Genomic DNA, 16,483 nt, shown 5'->3' on the forward strand with positions numbered 1-16,483 from the left:
GAAAACGCCATCGCCGGCAAGCCGGCTCCTACAGGATGGGCATCAGGCAACGGTTATGCCGTGCTGGGTGAGGAACGCCACGAACGCCTCTTCATCCAGCACTTTCAAACCCAACTCACTGGCCTTGGCCAGCTTCGAGCCGGCGCCCGGCCCGGCCACCACGCAATGGGTTTTCGCCGACACCGAGCCCGCCACCTTGGCGCCGAGGCTTTCGAGTTTTTCCTTGGCGACATCACGGCTCATCAGCTCCAGGGAGCCGGTGAGCACCCAGGTGTGACCGGCCTCGGGCAAGCCTTCGACGACCTTCTTCTCGCTCTGCCAGTGCATGCCGAAGTCCTTGAGCTGCTGCTCGATGGCCAGCGCACGATTAGCGTTTTCTTCGATGTCGAAGAAATCCCGTACGGCCTTGGCCTGCTTCTCCGGCAACGCCTGGCGCATGTCGAGCCAATCGGCCTTGATCACGCCTTCCAGGGAGCCAAACTTGTCTGCCAGCTTCTGCGCCGCACCCGGGCCTACGGACGGCACGTGCAGCTTGTCGAGCAAGCCACCCAGCGTGGTGCTGGCCGCGAATTCAGCGCTGAGCTCGCCCTGCTCCTGCAATTCCAGGCCGCACTCCTCCCTGGAGATCAAGGCACCGATCACTTCCTGGTTATGGCTGTCTTCAAAGAAGCTGTGAATCTCGTGGGCCACTTCCAGGCCGACGTCCGGCAAGTACGTCAGCACTTCCGGCAAGGCCTGCTGCACCCGCTCCAGGGACGCCAGCGAGCGCGCCAGCACCTTGGCGGTCTCCTCGCCTACATCGGGAATGCCGAGGGCGTAGATAAACCGTGCGAGGGTCGGCGTCTTGCTGTTTTCGATGGCGGTGATCAGCTTCTTGCTGGAAACGTCGGCAAAGCCTTCCAGGTCGATGATCTGCTCGTACTTGAGCTTGTACAGGTCTGCCGGCGAGCCGATCAGTTTCTCGTCCACCAGTTGCTCGATGGTCTTGTCGCCCAGGCCATCAATGTCCATGGCGCGGCGCGACACGAAATGGATGATCGCCTGCTTGAGTTGCGCACCGCAGGCCAGGCGCCCGACGCAGCGATACACCGCGCCTTCGCTGACGGTTTCCTTGCCCTTGCTACGCTTGACCAACTGCGTGCGCTCCACGTGGGAACCGCACACCGGGCAGCTCTCGGGGATCTGCACCGCGCGGGCGTTTTCCGGGCGACGCTCGGTGACCACCGACACCACCTGGGGGATCACATCACCGGCACGGCGGATGATCACGGTGTCGCCGATCATCAAGCCCAGGCGCGCCACTTCGTCCATGTTGTGCAGGGTTGCGTTGGACACGGTCACACCGGCGACCTTGACCGGTTTCAAGCGCGCCACCGGCGTTACCGCGCCGGTGCGGCCGACCTGGAATTCAACGTCCAGCAGTTCGGTCAGCTCTTCCATGGCCGGGAATTTGTGAGCGATTGCCCAGCGCGGTTCGCGGGCACGGAAGCCCAGTTCCCGTTGGTAGGCAATGCTGTTGACCTTGAACACCACACCGTCGATTTCATACGGCAAGGCATTCCGGCGCTCACCGATATCGCGGTAGTAGTCGAGGCAATCCTGAATCCCCTTGGCCAGCTTCAGCTCATGGCTGATGGGCATGCCCCACTGCTTCAGCTGTTGCAGATTGCCGATGTGGGTGTCGCTGATATCCGTGGTCACGCCGTAGCAGCAGAATTCCAGCGGACGGCTGGCGGTGATCTTCGAATCCAGCTGGCGCAGGCTGCCCGCCGCCGCATTGCGCGGGTTGGCGAAGGTCTTGCCGCCGACTTCCAGTTGCGTGGCGTTCAGCCGTTCGAAACCGGCCTTGGACATGAACACTTCGCCGCGCACTTCCAGGGTCGCCGGCCAGCCGCTGCCCTGCAGCTTGAGGGGAATATTGCGCACGGTGCGCACGTTGACGCTGATGTCTTCACCGGTGGTGCCATCGCCGCGCGTGGCGCCACGCACCAGTTCACCGTCCTGATACAGCAGGCTGACCGCCAGGCCATCGAGCTTCGGCTCGCAGCTGTATTCCACTGCCGCGCCACCGCCAAACAGGTCGCCTGCCGGCAGGTCCAGGCCTTCGGTCACCCGGCGATCGAACTCCAGCATGGTGCTTTCGTCGAAGGCGTTGCCCAGGCTGAGCATCGGGATTTCGTGACGCACCTGAGTGAATGCAGACAATGCCGCACTGCCGACCCGCTGCGTCGGTGAATCACGTGTGACCAGGTCCGGGTGCTCGGCTTCCAGGGCCTTGAGCTCGTGGAACAACCGGTCGTACTCGGCGTCCGGGATGCTCGGTTCGTCGAGGACGTGGTAACGGTAGTTGTGCTGATCCAGTTCAGCGCGCAGTTCGAGGATGCGGGTTTGGGCGGCGGTCATGGGTGTTCTCTCATAAAGCAAAAGAGCAGCCGAAGCTGCTCAATATGTTAGTGCATGGATTCTACAGGCAACGCTTAAGCTTGAACCTCAGCGCTTCTGTGTCAGGGCGCGACGCTCGAACTCGACGATGCGCTGACGGTAATGCTCGATGGTCTGGGCGGTCAGGACGCTGCGTTGATCGTCCTTGAGTTCGCCGTTGAGTTCCTGGGACAGCTTGCGGGCGGCAGCCACCATCACGTCGAACGCTTGTTTCGGGTGACGCGGGCCTGGCAGACCGAGGAAGAAGCTCACCGCCGGGGTGCTGAAATGGTCGATGTCGTCCAGATCGAAGATGCCCGGCTTGACCGCGTTGGCCATGGAGAACAGGACTTCACCGTTGCCGGCCATGCTTTCGTGGCGGTGGAAAATATCCATCTCGCCAAAACGCAGGCCGCTTTCCAGAATATTCTGCAGCAAGGCCGGGCCCTTGAAGCCGGCGGCGTCACGGCAGATCACGCTGATCACCAGCACCTCTTCGGCAGCCGGTTGGTCCTTGACGGATTCTTTATGGGCGCTCTTGGTCGGTGCTTCATCCGGGAAGTCATCGTCACGGCTGCTGAAGCTCGGGCCTTCGTCCAGGTCCAGGTTCAGGTCGCCCTGAGCGGGTTCGCTGGCCGCAGCACGCTTGCCGCGCTTGGGCTCGCGGGCTTCACGCACCGGTGCGCTCATCGACGGCAGGTCGTGCTCGTCCAGTTGCGGCTCTTTATGGTTATCCAGGACACGCGGTGGCCCCAGCAGCTCGGCGCTGCCGTCGTCGTCCGGCAAATTGGACAGGTTGCGGTCCAGGCGGAATTTCAACTTGCCCTTGCCGCCGCGCATCCGGCGCCAGCCATCAAAAAGAATACCGGCAATGACAATAATGCCGATGACGATCAGCCACTCGCGCAGACCGATTTCCATGTAATCCCGTGCCTCTAATAAAAAATGCTGAAAAATAAGGGGTTTAGCACCGTGCAAACCGCTTTAAAACGTGGCGCCAACTCTATGTTCTGAATGACGTTTTGCCCACGCATACGAAAATTTGACATTAAACTAGCACGACCAAAGATAACTTTACACCGTCTGTCAAAATGCCTTGAACAAATATGTCCATTTGCCACTTTTCCCAGACCGGTAAATCACCTTACGTCCTGCTCAAAATCCTCCTTCGAGTGCGACTCAGGATTCCACCAGCGCCATCGCCTCTTCGACATCCACCGCCACCAACCGCGAACAGCCCGGCTCGTGCATCGTCACGCCCATCAACTGATCGGCCATTTCCATGGCGATCTTGTTGTGGGTGATATAGATGAACTGCACCGTCTGGGACATCTCTTTAACCAGTCGGGCATACCGTCCAACGTTAGCGTCATCCAGCGGGGCGTCAACTTCGTCGAGCATGCAGAACGGCGCCGGGTTCAACTTGAAGATCGCAAATACCAGGGCCAATGCCGTCAGTGCCTTCTCGCCACCGGACAACAAATGGATGGTGCTGTTCTTCTTGCCCGGAGGCCGCGCCATGATCGTTACCCCTGTATCGAGTAGATCTTCGCCCGTCAGTTCCAAGTAAGCGCTGCCACCACCGAAAACTTTCGGGAATAACGCCTGTAAACCGCCATTAATCTGATCAAAGGTATCTTTGAAGCGATTACGGGTTTCCTTGTCGATCTTGCGGATCACGTTTTCCAGGGTGTCCAGGGCTTCGACAAGGTCGGCGTTCTGCGCATCCAGATAACGTTTGCGTTCGGACTGCTGCTGGTACTCGTCGATGGCGGCGAGGTTGATTGCACCGAGGCGTTGAATGCGCGCGGCAATCCGTTCAAGTTCTTCTTCGGCTTCTTTCTCGTTGGCCTCGGCGGTCAGCGTATTGAGCACGCCGTGCAGGTCGTAGCCGTCTTCCAGCAACTGGTCTTGCAGGGTTTTGCGGCGCACCGTCAGGGCTTGCCATTCCATGCGTTGCTGTTCGAGCTGGCCACGGATCAGTTGCGATTGCTGCTCGGCCTGGGTCCGGCGTTTTTCGGCGTCGCGCAGTTCGCGGTCGGCGTCTTCCAGGGCGATTTGTGCAGTCTTGAGTTCTTCGTCGACGGTCATGCGCTTGTCGAGCAACTCTTCGAGCTTCAGGCGCAGCTCTTCCAGCGGGGCTTCGCCCTCCTCCAGGTTGAGGCTCAGTTGCTCGCGCTTTTCGGTCAGGCGTTCGGACTGCATCTCGAGACGCTCAAGGGCCTGGCGCGTGGAGTCGTGTTGCGCACGCAGGGAACCGAGGCGCACGGCCAATTGATGGGCGTGGTCCTTGTGCTGGCGGGCTTCCTGGCGCACCCGGTCGAGGCGCTCGCGCAGGCTGTCGCGCTGGGCCAACAGCAACTCGCGCTGCTCGGTGTCCAGGGCCATGCAGTCGAGGGCTTCCTGCAATTGCAGGCGCGCTTCGCCGACCTGTTCGTGTTCAAGGGCGCGCTGCTCGCCCATCTCGGCCACTTCTTCGTCGAGACGGGTACGGCGCAGGGTCAGTTGCTCGACCTTGGCCTTGCTCGCCGAGAGCTGGGCTTTCAATTCGCCTTGCTGGCGCGCTTCGTCCTGCAAAAGCCGACGCAGGTGTTCACGGCCGGTCTCTTGCTGGCGCTGGGTGGCGCGCAGGGTTTGCAGCTGGTTTTCCAGGGACTCAAGCGTCGCTTCGCGCTCTTCGCGCTCGGCGGTCAGGTTGACGATTTCCTGGCCACGGGCCAGAACACCGCTTTCCGCTTCGCTGGCGCGGCGCACCCGCAGGAAGTGCCGGCCAACCCAAAAGCCGTCACGGCTGATCAGGCTTTGCCCCGCCGCCAATTGGCCGCGCTGGGCCAGGGCCTGCTCAAGGCTGTCCACCGGTTTGACCTGGCCCAGCCAGGGCGACAGATCAATCGCCGCCTCGACCTTGTCCAGCAGGCTGCCCGGCACACGGGTGCCGTCCGCCGCCGGGCTGAGCAAGCGCAGATCGCCCTGGGCAAACCCCGCCAGGTCAAAGCCGCCAAAATCATCCACCAGCACCGCTTGCAGGTCGGCGCCGAGCACGGTTTCCACCGCCAGCTCCCAACCGGCTTCAACCTTCAAGCCTTCGGCCAGGCGCGGGCGCTCGGCCAGGTGTTGATCGCGCAGCCATTCCGCCGTGCCGGTGCCCGGGTCGAGCGCCGCTTGCTGCAAGGCTTCCAGGGAGGCCAGCCGGCCGTTGAGCCGCTGCAAATCGCCCTGGGCCTGCTGCTGTGCCTGGGTCGCCTGCTGCAGTTGCTGACGCAATTGCTCCAGGCGCTCCACTTGTTGTTCTTCGCTGGCTTCCAGCTCTTCCAGCGTCATTTCGCTTTCGGCCAGCTTCTCGCTCAACTCCAGGATCGCCGCGTCTTCCGGGTCGGCGGCGAGCAGCACACGCTCTTCCACCAAACGCCGCTGACGCTCGGCCAGGCGCTCCATGCTGGTTTCCAGTTGCTGGATGCGCGACTGCTGCACCTCAGCCTGGCGGCGGGGCTCGGCGGATTGCAGGTTGAAAGTGTCCCACTGCTCCTGCCAGCCGTGCATGGTGGTTTCGGATTCTTCCAGGGCCGCAGCGGCTTCTTCAGCGGCAGCGCTGGTGACTTCCTGCTCGGGGGTGAGCATGTCCAGTTCTTCCCCAAGGGTCAGCAGCAGGGTGCGGTCGTGGCCCAGGTGGGATTCGGTTTCCAGGCGCGCACGTTCGGCTTCTTTGAGGTCATCCTGCAATTGGCGCAAACGTTGTTGACCGTGCTGGATACTCTGCTCGACCCGAGCGATATCGCCGCCCACCGAATAGAAGCGCCCCTGCACCAGATTGAAGCGCTCGGACAGGTCATGGTGACCGTCCCGCAGGCGCTCGATACTGGCGTCGGCATTGCGTTGCTCGGCCACCAGGGCTTCAAAACTGATTTCCTGGGTGCCGATGATCGCTTCGCGCTGGCCCACTTGATCGTTCAGTGCCTGCCAGCGCAGGGCCGACAGCTGCGCCTTGAGCTGGCGCTCTTCGCCCTTGTATTCCTGATACTTCTCGGCGGCCTGGGCCTGGCGGTGCAGGCGCTCCAACTGGCGCTCCAGCTCTTCACGCAGGTCGGTCAGGCGGGCGAGGTTTTCATGGGTACGGCGGATGCGGTTTTCAGTCTCGCGGCGGCGCTCCTTGTACTTGGAGATACCGGCCGCTTCTTCGATAAAGTTACGCAGGTCCTCGGGCTTGGCTTCGATCAGCTTGGAGATCATGCCCTGCTCGATGATCGAGTAGCTGCGCGGGCCCAGGCCGGTGCCGAGGAAAATGTCGGTGATATCCCGGCGGCGGCACTTGGTGCCGTTGAGGAAGTAGCTGTTCTGGCTGTCGCGGGTCACTTTGCGGCGAATGGAGATTTCCGCATAGGCCGCGTACTCGCCCACCAGGGTACCGTCGGAGTTATCAAATACCAGTTCGATGCTGGCCTGGCTCACCGGCTTGCGGCTGGTGGAGCCGTTGAAGATGACGTCGGTCATCGACTCGCCACGCAGGTTTTTCGCGGAGCTCTCGCCCATCACCCAGCGTACGGCGTCGATGATGTTCGACTTGCCGCAGCCATTGGGCCCCACCACTGCCGCCATGTTACTGGGGAAGTTCACCGTGGTCGGGTCGACGAAGGATTTGAACCCCGCCAGTTTGATGCACTTGAGCCGCACGCTTAGGCGTCCGCCAACGCAGCGATGACCAGCGAGCAGCTGCGCTCGCCGTAAGCCGAGAGCACCTGGCGAATCTGCGGCAGGTCACGGGCCAGCACGGCGGCGAGCAATTGCTCAAACAGCACCAGGTACTCGCTCATGGACGCCTTGCGTTGATCCAGCGCCAGGTAATAGGCGCGGTTCATCGCCGGCTGCAGGTTCTCGACGGTTTCCTGCAAATACGGATTGTTGGCGAACGGATAGGCGGCGCGCATCACGTTGAAGCTTTCTTCGACGAAGGCGCGGATGTCCTGGCGTTCGAAGCTGGCGATCAGGCGCTGCTGGATCTGCACGAACGGCGCCATGTCGGCCTGGGTCTGCCAGCCGGCGGCGACGGCGTTGCCCAGCAGGATGTACAGCTCGCCCATCAGCGTGCACAGGCTCTGCACCTTGTGGGCAGTCAGCTCGGTGACATGGGCGCCACGGCGCGGCAGGATCGCGATCAAGTGCCGGCGCTCGAGGATCAGCAAGGCTTCGCGCACGGAGCCACGGCTGACATTGAGCGCCAGTGTGACCTTCTGCTCCTGGATCCGCTCCCCAGGCTTGAGGTCGCCGCGAATGATACGTTCGGCGAGGTGGTGAGCGATTTGCTCGGCAAGACTATCCGGCGCCTTGAACGTCATGTTTTCCCTTCAAAATCGTCTATCGGTACAAGCGCGGCAGTGTAGCGCAAATGCCCGCTGATGGCGCTGGGCCCACAAACCAGAATTTGGCATGAAATAAGCAGCCGTTAAAGTCCAGAAGCCCCCAAAAACGGCGGTTCCAGAGAACTGGACCATAATTAAAGATGTTGAGATCGCATTTTCTTGACCTTTCGGTCAGAAAATCGTTGACCGAAAAGTCAGACATGACTAGATTCGGCGCAAAGCGGTTAACAACAATAATGAGTCTGCGAGGCCTTCCGTGATCCAGTTTTTACTAAACCAGGAGCTCCGTAGCGAGCACGCCCTGGACCCGAACCTGACCGTGCTCAACTATTTGCGTGAGCACCTGGGCAAATCCGGCACCAAGGAAGGCTGCGCCAGCGGCGACTGTGGCGCCTGCACCGTGGTGGTCGGCGAGTTGCACACCGACGATCAGGGCGCGGAGCAGATTCGCTATCGCAGCCTCAACTCGTGCCTGACCTTTGTCTCGTCCCTGCACGGCAAACAACTGATCAGCGTCGAAGACCTCAAGCACCAGGGCCAACTCCACAGCGTGCAACAGGCCATGGTGGAGTGCCACGGCTCGCAATGCGGCTTCTGCACCCCGGGCTTTGTGATGTCACTGTTCGCCCTGCAGAAGAACAGTGATGCACCCGACAGCCAGAAAGCCCACGAAGCCCTGGCCGGCAACCTCTGCCGCTGCACCGGCTATCGCCCGATTCTCGCGGCTGCCGAACAGGCCTGCTGCAACAAACCCCAAGACCAGTTCGACAGCCGCCAGGCCGAGACGATCGCCCGCCTGAAAGCCATCGCCCCGACGCAAACCGGTGAACTGAACAGCGGCGACAAACGTTGCCTGGTGCCGTTGACCGTCGCCGACCTGGCCGACCTTTACGACGCGTACCCACAAGCCCGGCTGTTGGCGGGCGGCACCGACCTGGCGCTGGAAGTCACCCAGTTCCACCGCACGCTGCCGGTGATGATCTACGTCGGCAATATCGAAGAAATGAAGCGCATCGAAAGCTTCGACGACCGCCTGGAGATCGGCGCGGCCACGTCGCTGTCCGATTGCTACACGGCCCTCAATAACGAATACCCGGACTTCGGCGAACTGCTCCACCGCTTCGCCTCGCTGCAGATCCGCAACCAGGGCACCCTGGGCGGCAATATCGGCAACGCCTCGCCCATCGGTGACTCGCCGCCGCTGCTGATCGCCCTCGGTGCGCAGATCGTGCTGTGCAAGGGCAACACCCGCCGCACCCTGGCCCTGGAAGACTACTTCATCGACTACCGTGTCACCGCGCGTCAGGACAGCGAATTCATCGAAAAAATCATCGTGCCCAAAGGTGTGCCGCTGTTCCGTGCCTACAAGGTGTCCAAGCGCCTGGACGATGACATTTCCGCAGTCTGCGCCGCCTTTAACCTGAAAATCGATAACGGCGTTATCAGCGACGCCCGGGTTGCGTTCGGTGGCATGGCCGCCACCCCGAAACGTGCGAAGAATTGCGAAGCGGTGCTGAGGGGTGCCACCTGGAATTCCGCCACCGTGGAAAAGGCCTGCGCTGCGCTGGCCGAAGATTTCACCCCGCTGTCGGACTTCCGTGCGAGCAAGGAATACCGCCTGCTCAGCGCACAGAACCTGCTGCGCAAATACTTCATCGAACTGCAAACGCCGCACATCGAGACTCGGGTGACCGCTTATGTCTAACCATCATGCCGTGGAAAAATCCCAGGCCGAACTCGCCGAACTGTTTGCCAAGGACCTGACCAGCGGAGTCGGTCGCAGCGTCAAGCACGACAGCGCTGCCAAGCACGTTTCGGGCGAGGCGCAGTACATCGATGACCGCCTGGAATTCCCCAACCAGTTGCACCTGTATGCACGCATGTCGGACCGCGCCCACGCGAAGATCATCAGCATCGACACCGCGCCCTGCTACGCCTTCGACGGCGTGCGCATCGTCATCACCCACGAAGACGTGCCGGGCCTGAAAGACATCGGCCCGCTGATGCCCGGCGACCCGCTGCTGGCCATCGACACCGTGCAGTTTGTCGGCCAGGTGGTGCTGGCGGTTGCCGCCCGCGACCTGGAAACCGCGCGCAAAGCTGCCATGGCCGCCGTGATCGAATACGAAGACCTGGAGCCGGTGCTGGACGTGGTCGAGGCGTTTCGCAAAAAACATTTCGTGCTGGATAGCCATACGCACCAACGCGGTGATTCCGCCGGCGCGCTGGCGACCGCAAAAAATCGTATCCAGGGCACCCTGCACATCGGTGGCCAGGAACACTTCTACCTGGAAACCCAAATCTCTTCGGTGATGCCGACCGAGGACGGCGGCATGATCGTCTACTGCTCTACGCAAAACCCCACCGAAGTGCAGAAGCTGGTGGCCGAAGTCCTCGACGTGTCCATGAACAAAATCGTCGTCGACATGCGCCGCATGGGCGGTGGTTTTGGCGGCAAGGAAACCCAGGCGGCCAGCCCGGCGTGCCTGTGCGCGGTGGTCGCACGCCTCACCGGCCAGCCGACCAAAATGCGCTTGCCGCGGGTCGAAGACATGCTGATGACCGGCAAGCGCCACCCGTTCTACATCGAGTACGACGTGGGCTTCGACGACACCGGACGCCTGCACGGTATCAATCTGGACCTGGCGGGCAACTGTGGCTGCTCACCGGACCTGTCGAACTCGATTGTCGACCGTGCCATGTTCCACTCCGACAACTCGTATTACCTGGGCGATGCCACGGTCAACGGTCACCGCTGCAAGACCAACACCGCGTCCAATACGGCTTACCGTGGCTTCGGCGGGCCCCAGGGCATGGTCGCCATCGAGGAAGTGATGGACGCCATTGCGCGCCACCTTGCGCTCGATCCGCTGGCCGTGCGCAAGGCCAACTACTACGGCAAGACCGAGCGCAACGTCACCCACTACTACCAGACCGTCGAGCACAACATGCTCGAAGAGATGACCGCCGAACTCGAACACAGCAGCCAGTATGCCGAGCGCCGCGAAGCGATCCGTCGCTACAACGCCAACAGCCCGATCCTGAAAAAAGGCCTGGCGCTGACCCCGGTGAAATTCGGGATTTCGTTCACCGCCAGCTTCCTCAACCAGGCCGGTGCGCTGATCCACATCTACACCGACGGCAGCATCCACCTGAACCACGGCGGCACCGAGATGGGCCAGGGCTTGAACATCAAGGTCGCGCAAGTGGTGGCAGAGATATTCCAGGTGGAAATCGACCGCGTGCAGATCACCGCCACCAACACCGACAAGGTGCCCAACACCTCGCCGACGGCCGCTTCCAGCGGTGCCGACTTGAACGGCAAGGCCGCGCAGAATGCTGCCGAAACCATCAAGCAACGCCTGGTGGAATTTGCCGCGCGCAAGTATGAAGTCAGCGAGGCCGACGTTGAATTCCACAACGGGCATGTGCGGGTTCGCGATCATATCCTGACGTTTGAGGCGCTGATCCAGCAGGCGTATTTCGCCCAGGTGTCGCTGTCGAGCACCGGTTTCTACAAGACTCCGAAAATCTTCTACGACCGTAGCCAGGCACGCGGTCGGCCGTTCTACTACTTCGCGTTCGGCGCGGCCTGTTGTGAGGTGATCGTCGACACGCTGACCGGCGAATACAAAATGCTGCGCACCGACATCCTGCACGATGTGGGTGCCTCGCTGAACCCGGCCATCGACATCGGCCAGGTCGAAGGCGGCTTCATCCAGGGCATGGGCTGGCTGACCATGGAAGAGCTGGTCTGGAATAACAAAGGCAAGCTGATGACCAACGGCCCGGCCAGCTACAAGATCCCGGCCGTGGCCGACATGCCGCTGGACCTGCGGGTGAAGCTGGTGGAAAACCGCAAGAACCCGGAAGACACGGTGTTCCACTCCAAGGCCGTGGGTGAGCCGCCGTTCATGCTCGGCATCGCCTCGTGGTGTGCAATCAAGGATGCCGTGGCGAGCCTGGGTGACTATCGCCATCAGCCGAAGATTGATGCACCGGCGACTCCGGAGCGGGTGTTGTGGGGCTGTGAGCAGATGCGCCAACTGACTGCCGCAAAAGCTGTGGAAACCGAAACCGAGCTGGCTTCGCTCTAGACCGAGGCGCTGCCATCGCGAGCAAGCCCGGCTCCCACATTTTGATGTGTGAACCCGATCAAATGTGGGAGCTGGCTTGCCTGCGATAGCGGTCGAACTGACAACAGAGATGCTGAGGTAAACATGAACAACTGGATCAGCGCCCTCGCCGACCTGCAGAACCAGGGTGAACCCTGCGTGCTGGTGACCATCATCGAAGAGCTCGGCTCCACGCCGCGCAATGCCGGCTCGAAGATGGTCATCAGTGCCGCCCACACGTTCGACACCATCGGTGGCGGGCACCTGGAATACAAGGCCATGCAGGTCGCCCGGGACATGCTCGTGCGCGGCCAGCAGAACACCCATCTGGAGCGCTTCAGCCTCGGCGCCAGCCTCGGCCAGTGCTGCGGCGGCGTGACGGTGCTGCTGTTCGAACCGATGGGCCAGGTGCAGGCGCAGATTGCGGTGTTCGGCGCCGGCCACGTGGGCCGCGCGCTGGTGCCGTTGCTGGCCAGCCTGCCGTGCCGGGTGCGCTGGATCGATTCCAGGGAACAGGAATTCCCGGAACACATCCCTCAGGGCGTGCGTAAAATCGTCAGCGAAGAGCCGGTGGATGAAATCGACAACTTGCCTGTGGGCAGTTACTGCATCGTCATGACCCACAACCACGCCCTGGACCTGGAACTGACCGCCGCCCTGCTCAAACGCAATGACTTCACCTACTTCGGCCTGATCGGTTCGAAGACCAAGCGCGTCAAGTTTGAACATCGCCTGCGGGACCGCGGTTTCGACACCGCGCAACTGCAACGCATGCATTGCCCGATGGGGCTGACTGAGGTCAAAGGCAAATTGCCTGTGGAAATCGCCATCTCCATCGCCGGCGAAATCATCGCCACCTATAACGCCAACTTCGGCCAGCACACTGCGAGCGCCGAACCCATTGCCAAACTGCTGCCGGTTTCGCGCCGCAGCCAAGCGACTAACTGAGACGACCATGCCTTTGACACGAAAAGCCTACCGTGCCGCCATCTTGCACAGCATCGCCGACCCTGCCGAGGTAGGAATCGAAGCCTCCTACGAGTATTTCGAAGACGGCCTGCTGGTGATCGACAACGGCCAGATCAGCGCCCTGGGCCACGCCAGCGAATTGCTCGCCAGCCTGCCCGCCGACATCGAGGTCACCCATTATCAGGACGCGCTGATCACCCCCGGCCTGATCGACACCCACATTCACCTGCCGCAAACCGGCATGGTCGGCGCCTATGGCGAGCAGTTGCTGGACTGGCTCAACACCTACACCTTCCCGTGTGAAAGCCAGTTCGCCGACAAGGCCCACGCCGAGGAAGTCGCGGGTATTTTCATCAAGGAACTGCTGCGCAACGGCACCACCACCGCGCTGGTATTCGGCAGTGTGCACCCGCAGTCCGTGAACTCGTTTTTTGAAGCCGCCGAGAAGCTCGACCTGCGGATGATCGCCGGCAAAGTGATGATGGACCGCAACGCGCCGGACTATCTGACTGACACCGCGGAATCCGGCTACGCAGAAAGCAAGGCACTGATCGAGCGCTGGCATGGCAAGGGCCGTTTGCACTACGCGGTGACGCCACGTTTCGCACCGACCAGTACGCCCGAACAACTGACCCTGGCCGGGCAGTTGCTGGGGGAATACCCGGACCTGTACATGCAGACCCACATCAGTGAAAACCTGCAGGAAGTGGAATGGGTGAAGGAACTGTTCCCGGAGCGCAGCGGCTACCTGGACGTGTACGACCATTACAAACTGCTGGGCGAGCGCTCGGTGTTCGCCCACGGCGTGCACCTGTGTGACGACGAATGCGCACGGCTGGCGGAAGCGGGTTCGGCAGTCGCGTTCTGCCCGACGTCGAACTTCTTCCTGGGCAGCGGGTTGTTCAACCTGCCGATGGCCGAGAAGCACAAGCTGAATGTCGGCCTGGGTACGGATGTCGGTGGCGGCACCAGCTTCTCGCTGCTGCAAACCCTGAACGAAGCGTACAAGGTGATGCAGTTGCAAGGCGCGCGGTTGAGCCCGTTCAAGTCGCTGTACCTGGCCACCTTGGGCGGTGCGCGGGCGCTGCGGCTGGAAGACAAGATCGGCACACTGCAACCGGGCACTGACGCAGACTTTTTGGTGCTGGATTACAACGCCACGCCACTGCTCAGCTATCGCCTGAAGCAGGCCAATAACATCGCCGAGACGCTGTTTGTGTTGATGACGCTGGGGGATGACCGGGCAGTGTTGCAGACGTATGCGGCGGGACAATTGGTGCACCAACGCTGATTCAGCAAACACCCCAAAACAAATGTGGGAGCTGGCTTGCCTGCGATGCAGACACCTCGGTGTATCAGTGATACCGAGGTGATGCTATCGCAGGCAAGCCAGCTCCCACATTTTTGATCGGGTTTACAACTTTACAGACGAGCGCCCCGGCTTCTTGGTCTGCAACAAATGCGAGAACACCGCATGCAGGTCATCCGACGCACTTTCCTCGTCGAGGTTGAGTTTGCTGTCGATGTGATCCATGTGGTGCATCATCAGGTTCACGGCCAGATCCGCATCCCGCGCTTCGATCGCGTCGATCAACTGGGTGTGCTCATCGTAGGAGCAGTGCGAGCGGTTGCCGCTTTCGTACTGGGCGATGATCAACGAAGTCTGGGACACCAGGCTGCGCTGGAAGCTGATCAGGGGCGCGTTCTTCGCCGCTTCGGCCAGTTTCAGGTGGAACTCGCCGGAAAGCCGGATACCCGCGCCGCGATCGCCACGGGAAAAGCTGTCGCGCTCGTCGTTGACCATCTGCCGCAACTCGGCCAGTTGCTCGGCCGTGGCATGCTGCACCGCCAACTCAGTGATCGCACGCTCCACCAGGCGACGGGCGAGGAACACCTGGCGGGCTTCCTCGACACTCGGGCTGGCCACTACCGCGCCGCGATTGGGCCGCAGCAGTACCACGCCTTCATGGGCCAGGCGCGACAGCGCGCGGCGAATGATGGTGCGGCTCACGCCAAAGATTTCGCCCAGCGCTTCTTCACTCAATTTGGTACCGGGCGCCAGGCGTTGTTCGAGGATCGCCTCGAAGATATGCGCGTAGACGATATCGTCCTGGGTTCCACTGCGACCGGCCTTACCGGCTCGCGGTTGTTTCTTGAGGGGCTGCAACTGTTCGTTCATGGGCACTCGGGTCGGGAGAACGGCGGCGAATTGACGTTGACTGTAATACGGCACAGAGGGTCGCTGGCAAGTATCGCGTAAAATCAGCGCACATTGTACACAACCCATTGCGCCAACACACTGTACGGCTGTTTGCGGCGCCGGCTGTATTGCAATGAATCGTTACGTTTGAGTTTAGGCTTGATTCTGCATTCGCTCCTACAAAAAGCCCCAGGCATAAGGAACACCGCCCCATGTCAGACGTCCCCCAAGCGCGATTACGCCCACTGGCCGACACTTCGCCTTCGGCCATCGTCGCCGGTTTCATTGCCATGATGACCGGCTACACCAGCTCCCTGGTGCTGATGTTTCAAGCCGGACAAGCCGCCGGCCTGACCACGGCGCAGATTTCCTCGTGGATCTGGGCGATCTCCATCGGCATGGCGGTGTGCAGCATCGGCCTGTCCTTGCGCTACCGCACGCCGATCACCATTGCCTGGTCGACCCCGGGCGCGGCGCTGTTGATCACGAGCCTGGGCGGCGTGAGTTACAGCGAAGCCATCGGCGCCTACATCACCTGCGCGGTGCTGGTGACGATCTGCGGGCTCACCGGCAGCTTCGAAAAGCTCGTCAAGCGCATCCCGGCTTCACTGGCGGCGGCCTTGCTGGCGGGGATTCTGTTCAAGATCGGCAGCGAGATTTTCGTCGCCGCGCAGCACCGTACCGGGCTGGTACTGGGGATGTTCTTCACTTACCTGGTCATCAAGCGTCTGTCGCCGCGTTATGCCGTGCTCGCCGCGTTGCTGATCGGCACGGCGTTGTCCGGGCTGATGGGGTTGCTGGACTTCAGCGGTTTCCACCTGGAAGTGGCGACGCCGGTGTGGACCACGCCACACTTCTCACTGGCGGCAACCATCAGCATCGGCATCCCGCTGTTCGTGGTGGCCATGACCTCGCAAAACATGCCGGGGGTCGCGGTGCTGCGGGCCGATGGCTATAACGTGCCCGCCTCGCCCCTGATCACCACCACCGGCCTGGCCTCGCTGGTGCTTGCGCCGTTTGGCTCCCATGGCATCAACCTCGCGGCCATCAGCGCGGCGATCTGCACCGGGCCCCACGCCCATGAAGACCGTAACAAGCGCTATACCGCTGCGGTCTGGTGCGGGATTTTCTACGGGGTTGCCGGGGTGTTTGGCGCAACGCTGGCCGCGCTGTTCGCCGCCCTGCCCAAGGAACTGGTGCTGTCGATTGCGGCACTGGCGCTGTTTGGCTCGATCATCAATGGCCTGAGCATCGCCATGAATGAGCCGAAGGAGCGGGAAGCCGCGCTGATCACCTTTATGGTCACAGCGTCAGGGCTGACGTTGTTTTCCATCGGTTCGGCGTTCTGGGGGATTGTGGCGGGGGTGTTGACACTGGTGATTCTGAACTGGCGCAAGGCCTGACTTTTTACGACCCGGAAACGA

General features: G+C 61.6%; 10 protein-coding genes. 5 read left to right on the forward strand and 5 right to left on the reverse strand.

All coding sequences use genetic code 11. The features are described 5' to 3' along the window. Positions 1-42: 42 nt before the first annotated feature. The 4 genes from ligA to MUM_RS0128280 all read right to left on the reverse strand — a co-directional run bounded on the left by ligA (position 43) and on the right by MUM_RS0128280 (position 7,751). Complete coding sequence (gene ligA / locus MUM_RS0128265; protein WP_010176397.1) at positions 43-2,403, reverse strand: NAD-dependent DNA ligase LigA; 2,361 nt, start codon at positions 2,401-2,403, stop codon at positions 43-45. 87 nt (positions 2,404-2,490) lie between these two features. Further along, positions 2,491-3,342, reverse strand: a complete 852-nt coding sequence (gene zipA / locus MUM_RS0128270) for a cell division protein ZipA (RefSeq protein ID WP_010176398.1) — start codon at positions 3,340-3,342, stop codon at positions 2,491-2,493. Positions 3,343-3,600: 258 nt separating this feature from the next. Beyond that, the gene (gene smc, locus MUM_RS0128275; protein WP_010176399.1) at positions 3,601-7,089 is read right to left on the reverse strand and encodes a chromosome segregation protein SMC; all 3,489 of its coding nucleotides are present in this window, start codon (positions 7,087-7,089) and stop codon (positions 3,601-3,603) included. 2 nt (positions 7,090-7,091) lie between these two features. Next, positions 7,092-7,751, reverse strand: coding sequence for a GntR family transcriptional regulator (locus MUM_RS0128280; protein WP_010176400.1), 660 nt, complete (start codon positions 7,749-7,751; stop codon positions 7,092-7,094). Between the two features lie 280 nt (positions 7,752-8,031). Here MUM_RS0128280 and xdhA point away from each other — a divergent pair, with 280 nt between their 5' ends. The 4 genes from xdhA to guaD all read left to right on the forward strand — a co-directional run bounded on the left by xdhA (position 8,032) and on the right by guaD (position 14,150). Beyond that, positions 8,032-9,480, forward strand: coding sequence for a xanthine dehydrogenase small subunit (xdhA, locus tag MUM_RS0128285; RefSeq protein WP_010176401.1), 1,449 nt, complete (start codon positions 8,032-8,034; stop codon positions 9,478-9,480). Then, positions 9,473-11,872, forward strand: coding sequence for a xanthine dehydrogenase molybdopterin binding subunit (xdhB, locus tag MUM_RS0128290; RefSeq protein WP_010176402.1), 2,400 nt, complete (start codon positions 9,473-9,475; stop codon positions 11,870-11,872). Before xdhA ends, xdhB begins: the two co-directional genes overlap by 8 nt. A gap of 123 nt (positions 11,873-11,995) precedes the next feature. Further along, positions 11,996-12,838: a xanthine dehydrogenase accessory protein XdhC gene (xdhC, locus tag MUM_RS0128295; protein ID WP_010176403.1), complete on the forward strand. Its 843-nt coding sequence runs from the start codon at positions 11,996-11,998 to the stop codon at positions 12,836-12,838. Between the two features lie 7 nt (positions 12,839-12,845). After that, on the forward strand, positions 12,846-14,150 hold the full coding sequence (guaD, locus tag MUM_RS0128300) for a guanine deaminase (RefSeq protein WP_010176404.1): 1,305 nt from the start codon (positions 12,846-12,848) through the stop codon (positions 14,148-14,150). Positions 14,151-14,273: 123 nt separating this feature from the next. Here the strand turns inward: guaD and MUM_RS0128305 are convergent, their stop codons facing one another. Next, on the reverse strand, positions 14,274-15,038 hold the full coding sequence (locus MUM_RS0128305; RefSeq protein WP_003219095.1) for a GntR family transcriptional regulator: 765 nt from the start codon (positions 15,036-15,038) through the stop codon (positions 14,274-14,276). Between the two features lie 233 nt (positions 15,039-15,271). Here MUM_RS0128305 and MUM_RS0128310 point away from each other — a divergent pair, with 233 nt between their 5' ends. Further along, a complete protein-coding gene (locus MUM_RS0128310) occupies positions 15,272-16,462 on the forward strand; it encodes a benzoate/H(+) symporter BenE family transporter (RefSeq protein ID WP_010176405.1) in 1,191 nt (396 codons plus the stop codon). The last annotated feature ends 21 nt before the right edge of the window (positions 16,463-16,483 follow it).

This window comes from Pseudomonas sp. PAMC 25886 (assembly GCF_000242655.1).
GTDB lineage: Bacteria > Pseudomonadota > Gammaproteobacteria > Pseudomonadales > Pseudomonadaceae > Aquipseudomonas.

Excerpts from the sequence above, each read along its gene's own strand:
- ligA (WP_010176397.1), bottom strand. The coding sequence starts at position 2,403 with ATGACCGCCGCCCAAACCCGCATCCTCGAACTGCGCGCTGAACTGGAT.
- zipA (WP_010176398.1), bottom strand. The coding sequence starts at position 3,342 with ATGGAAATCGGTCTGCGCGAGTGGCTGATCGTCATCGGCATTATTGTC.
- MUM_RS0128280 (WP_010176400.1), bottom strand. The coding sequence starts at position 7,751 with ATGACGTTCAAGGCGCCGGATAGTCTTGCCGAGCAAATCGCTCACCAC.
- xdhB (WP_010176402.1), top strand. The coding sequence starts at position 9,473 with ATGTCTAACCATCATGCCGTGGAAAAATCCCAGGCCGAACTCGCCGAA.
- xdhC (WP_010176403.1), top strand. The coding sequence starts at position 11,996 with ATGAACAACTGGATCAGCGCCCTCGCCGACCTGCAGAACCAGGGTGAA.
- guaD (WP_010176404.1), top strand. The coding sequence starts at position 12,846 with ATGCCTTTGACACGAAAAGCCTACCGTGCCGCCATCTTGCACAGCATC.
- MUM_RS0128305 (WP_003219095.1), bottom strand. The coding sequence starts at position 15,038 with ATGAACGAACAGTTGCAGCCCCTCAAGAAACAACCGCGAGCCGGTAAG.
- MUM_RS0128310 (WP_010176405.1), top strand. The coding sequence starts at position 15,272 with ATGTCAGACGTCCCCCAAGCGCGATTACGCCCACTGGCCGACACTTCG.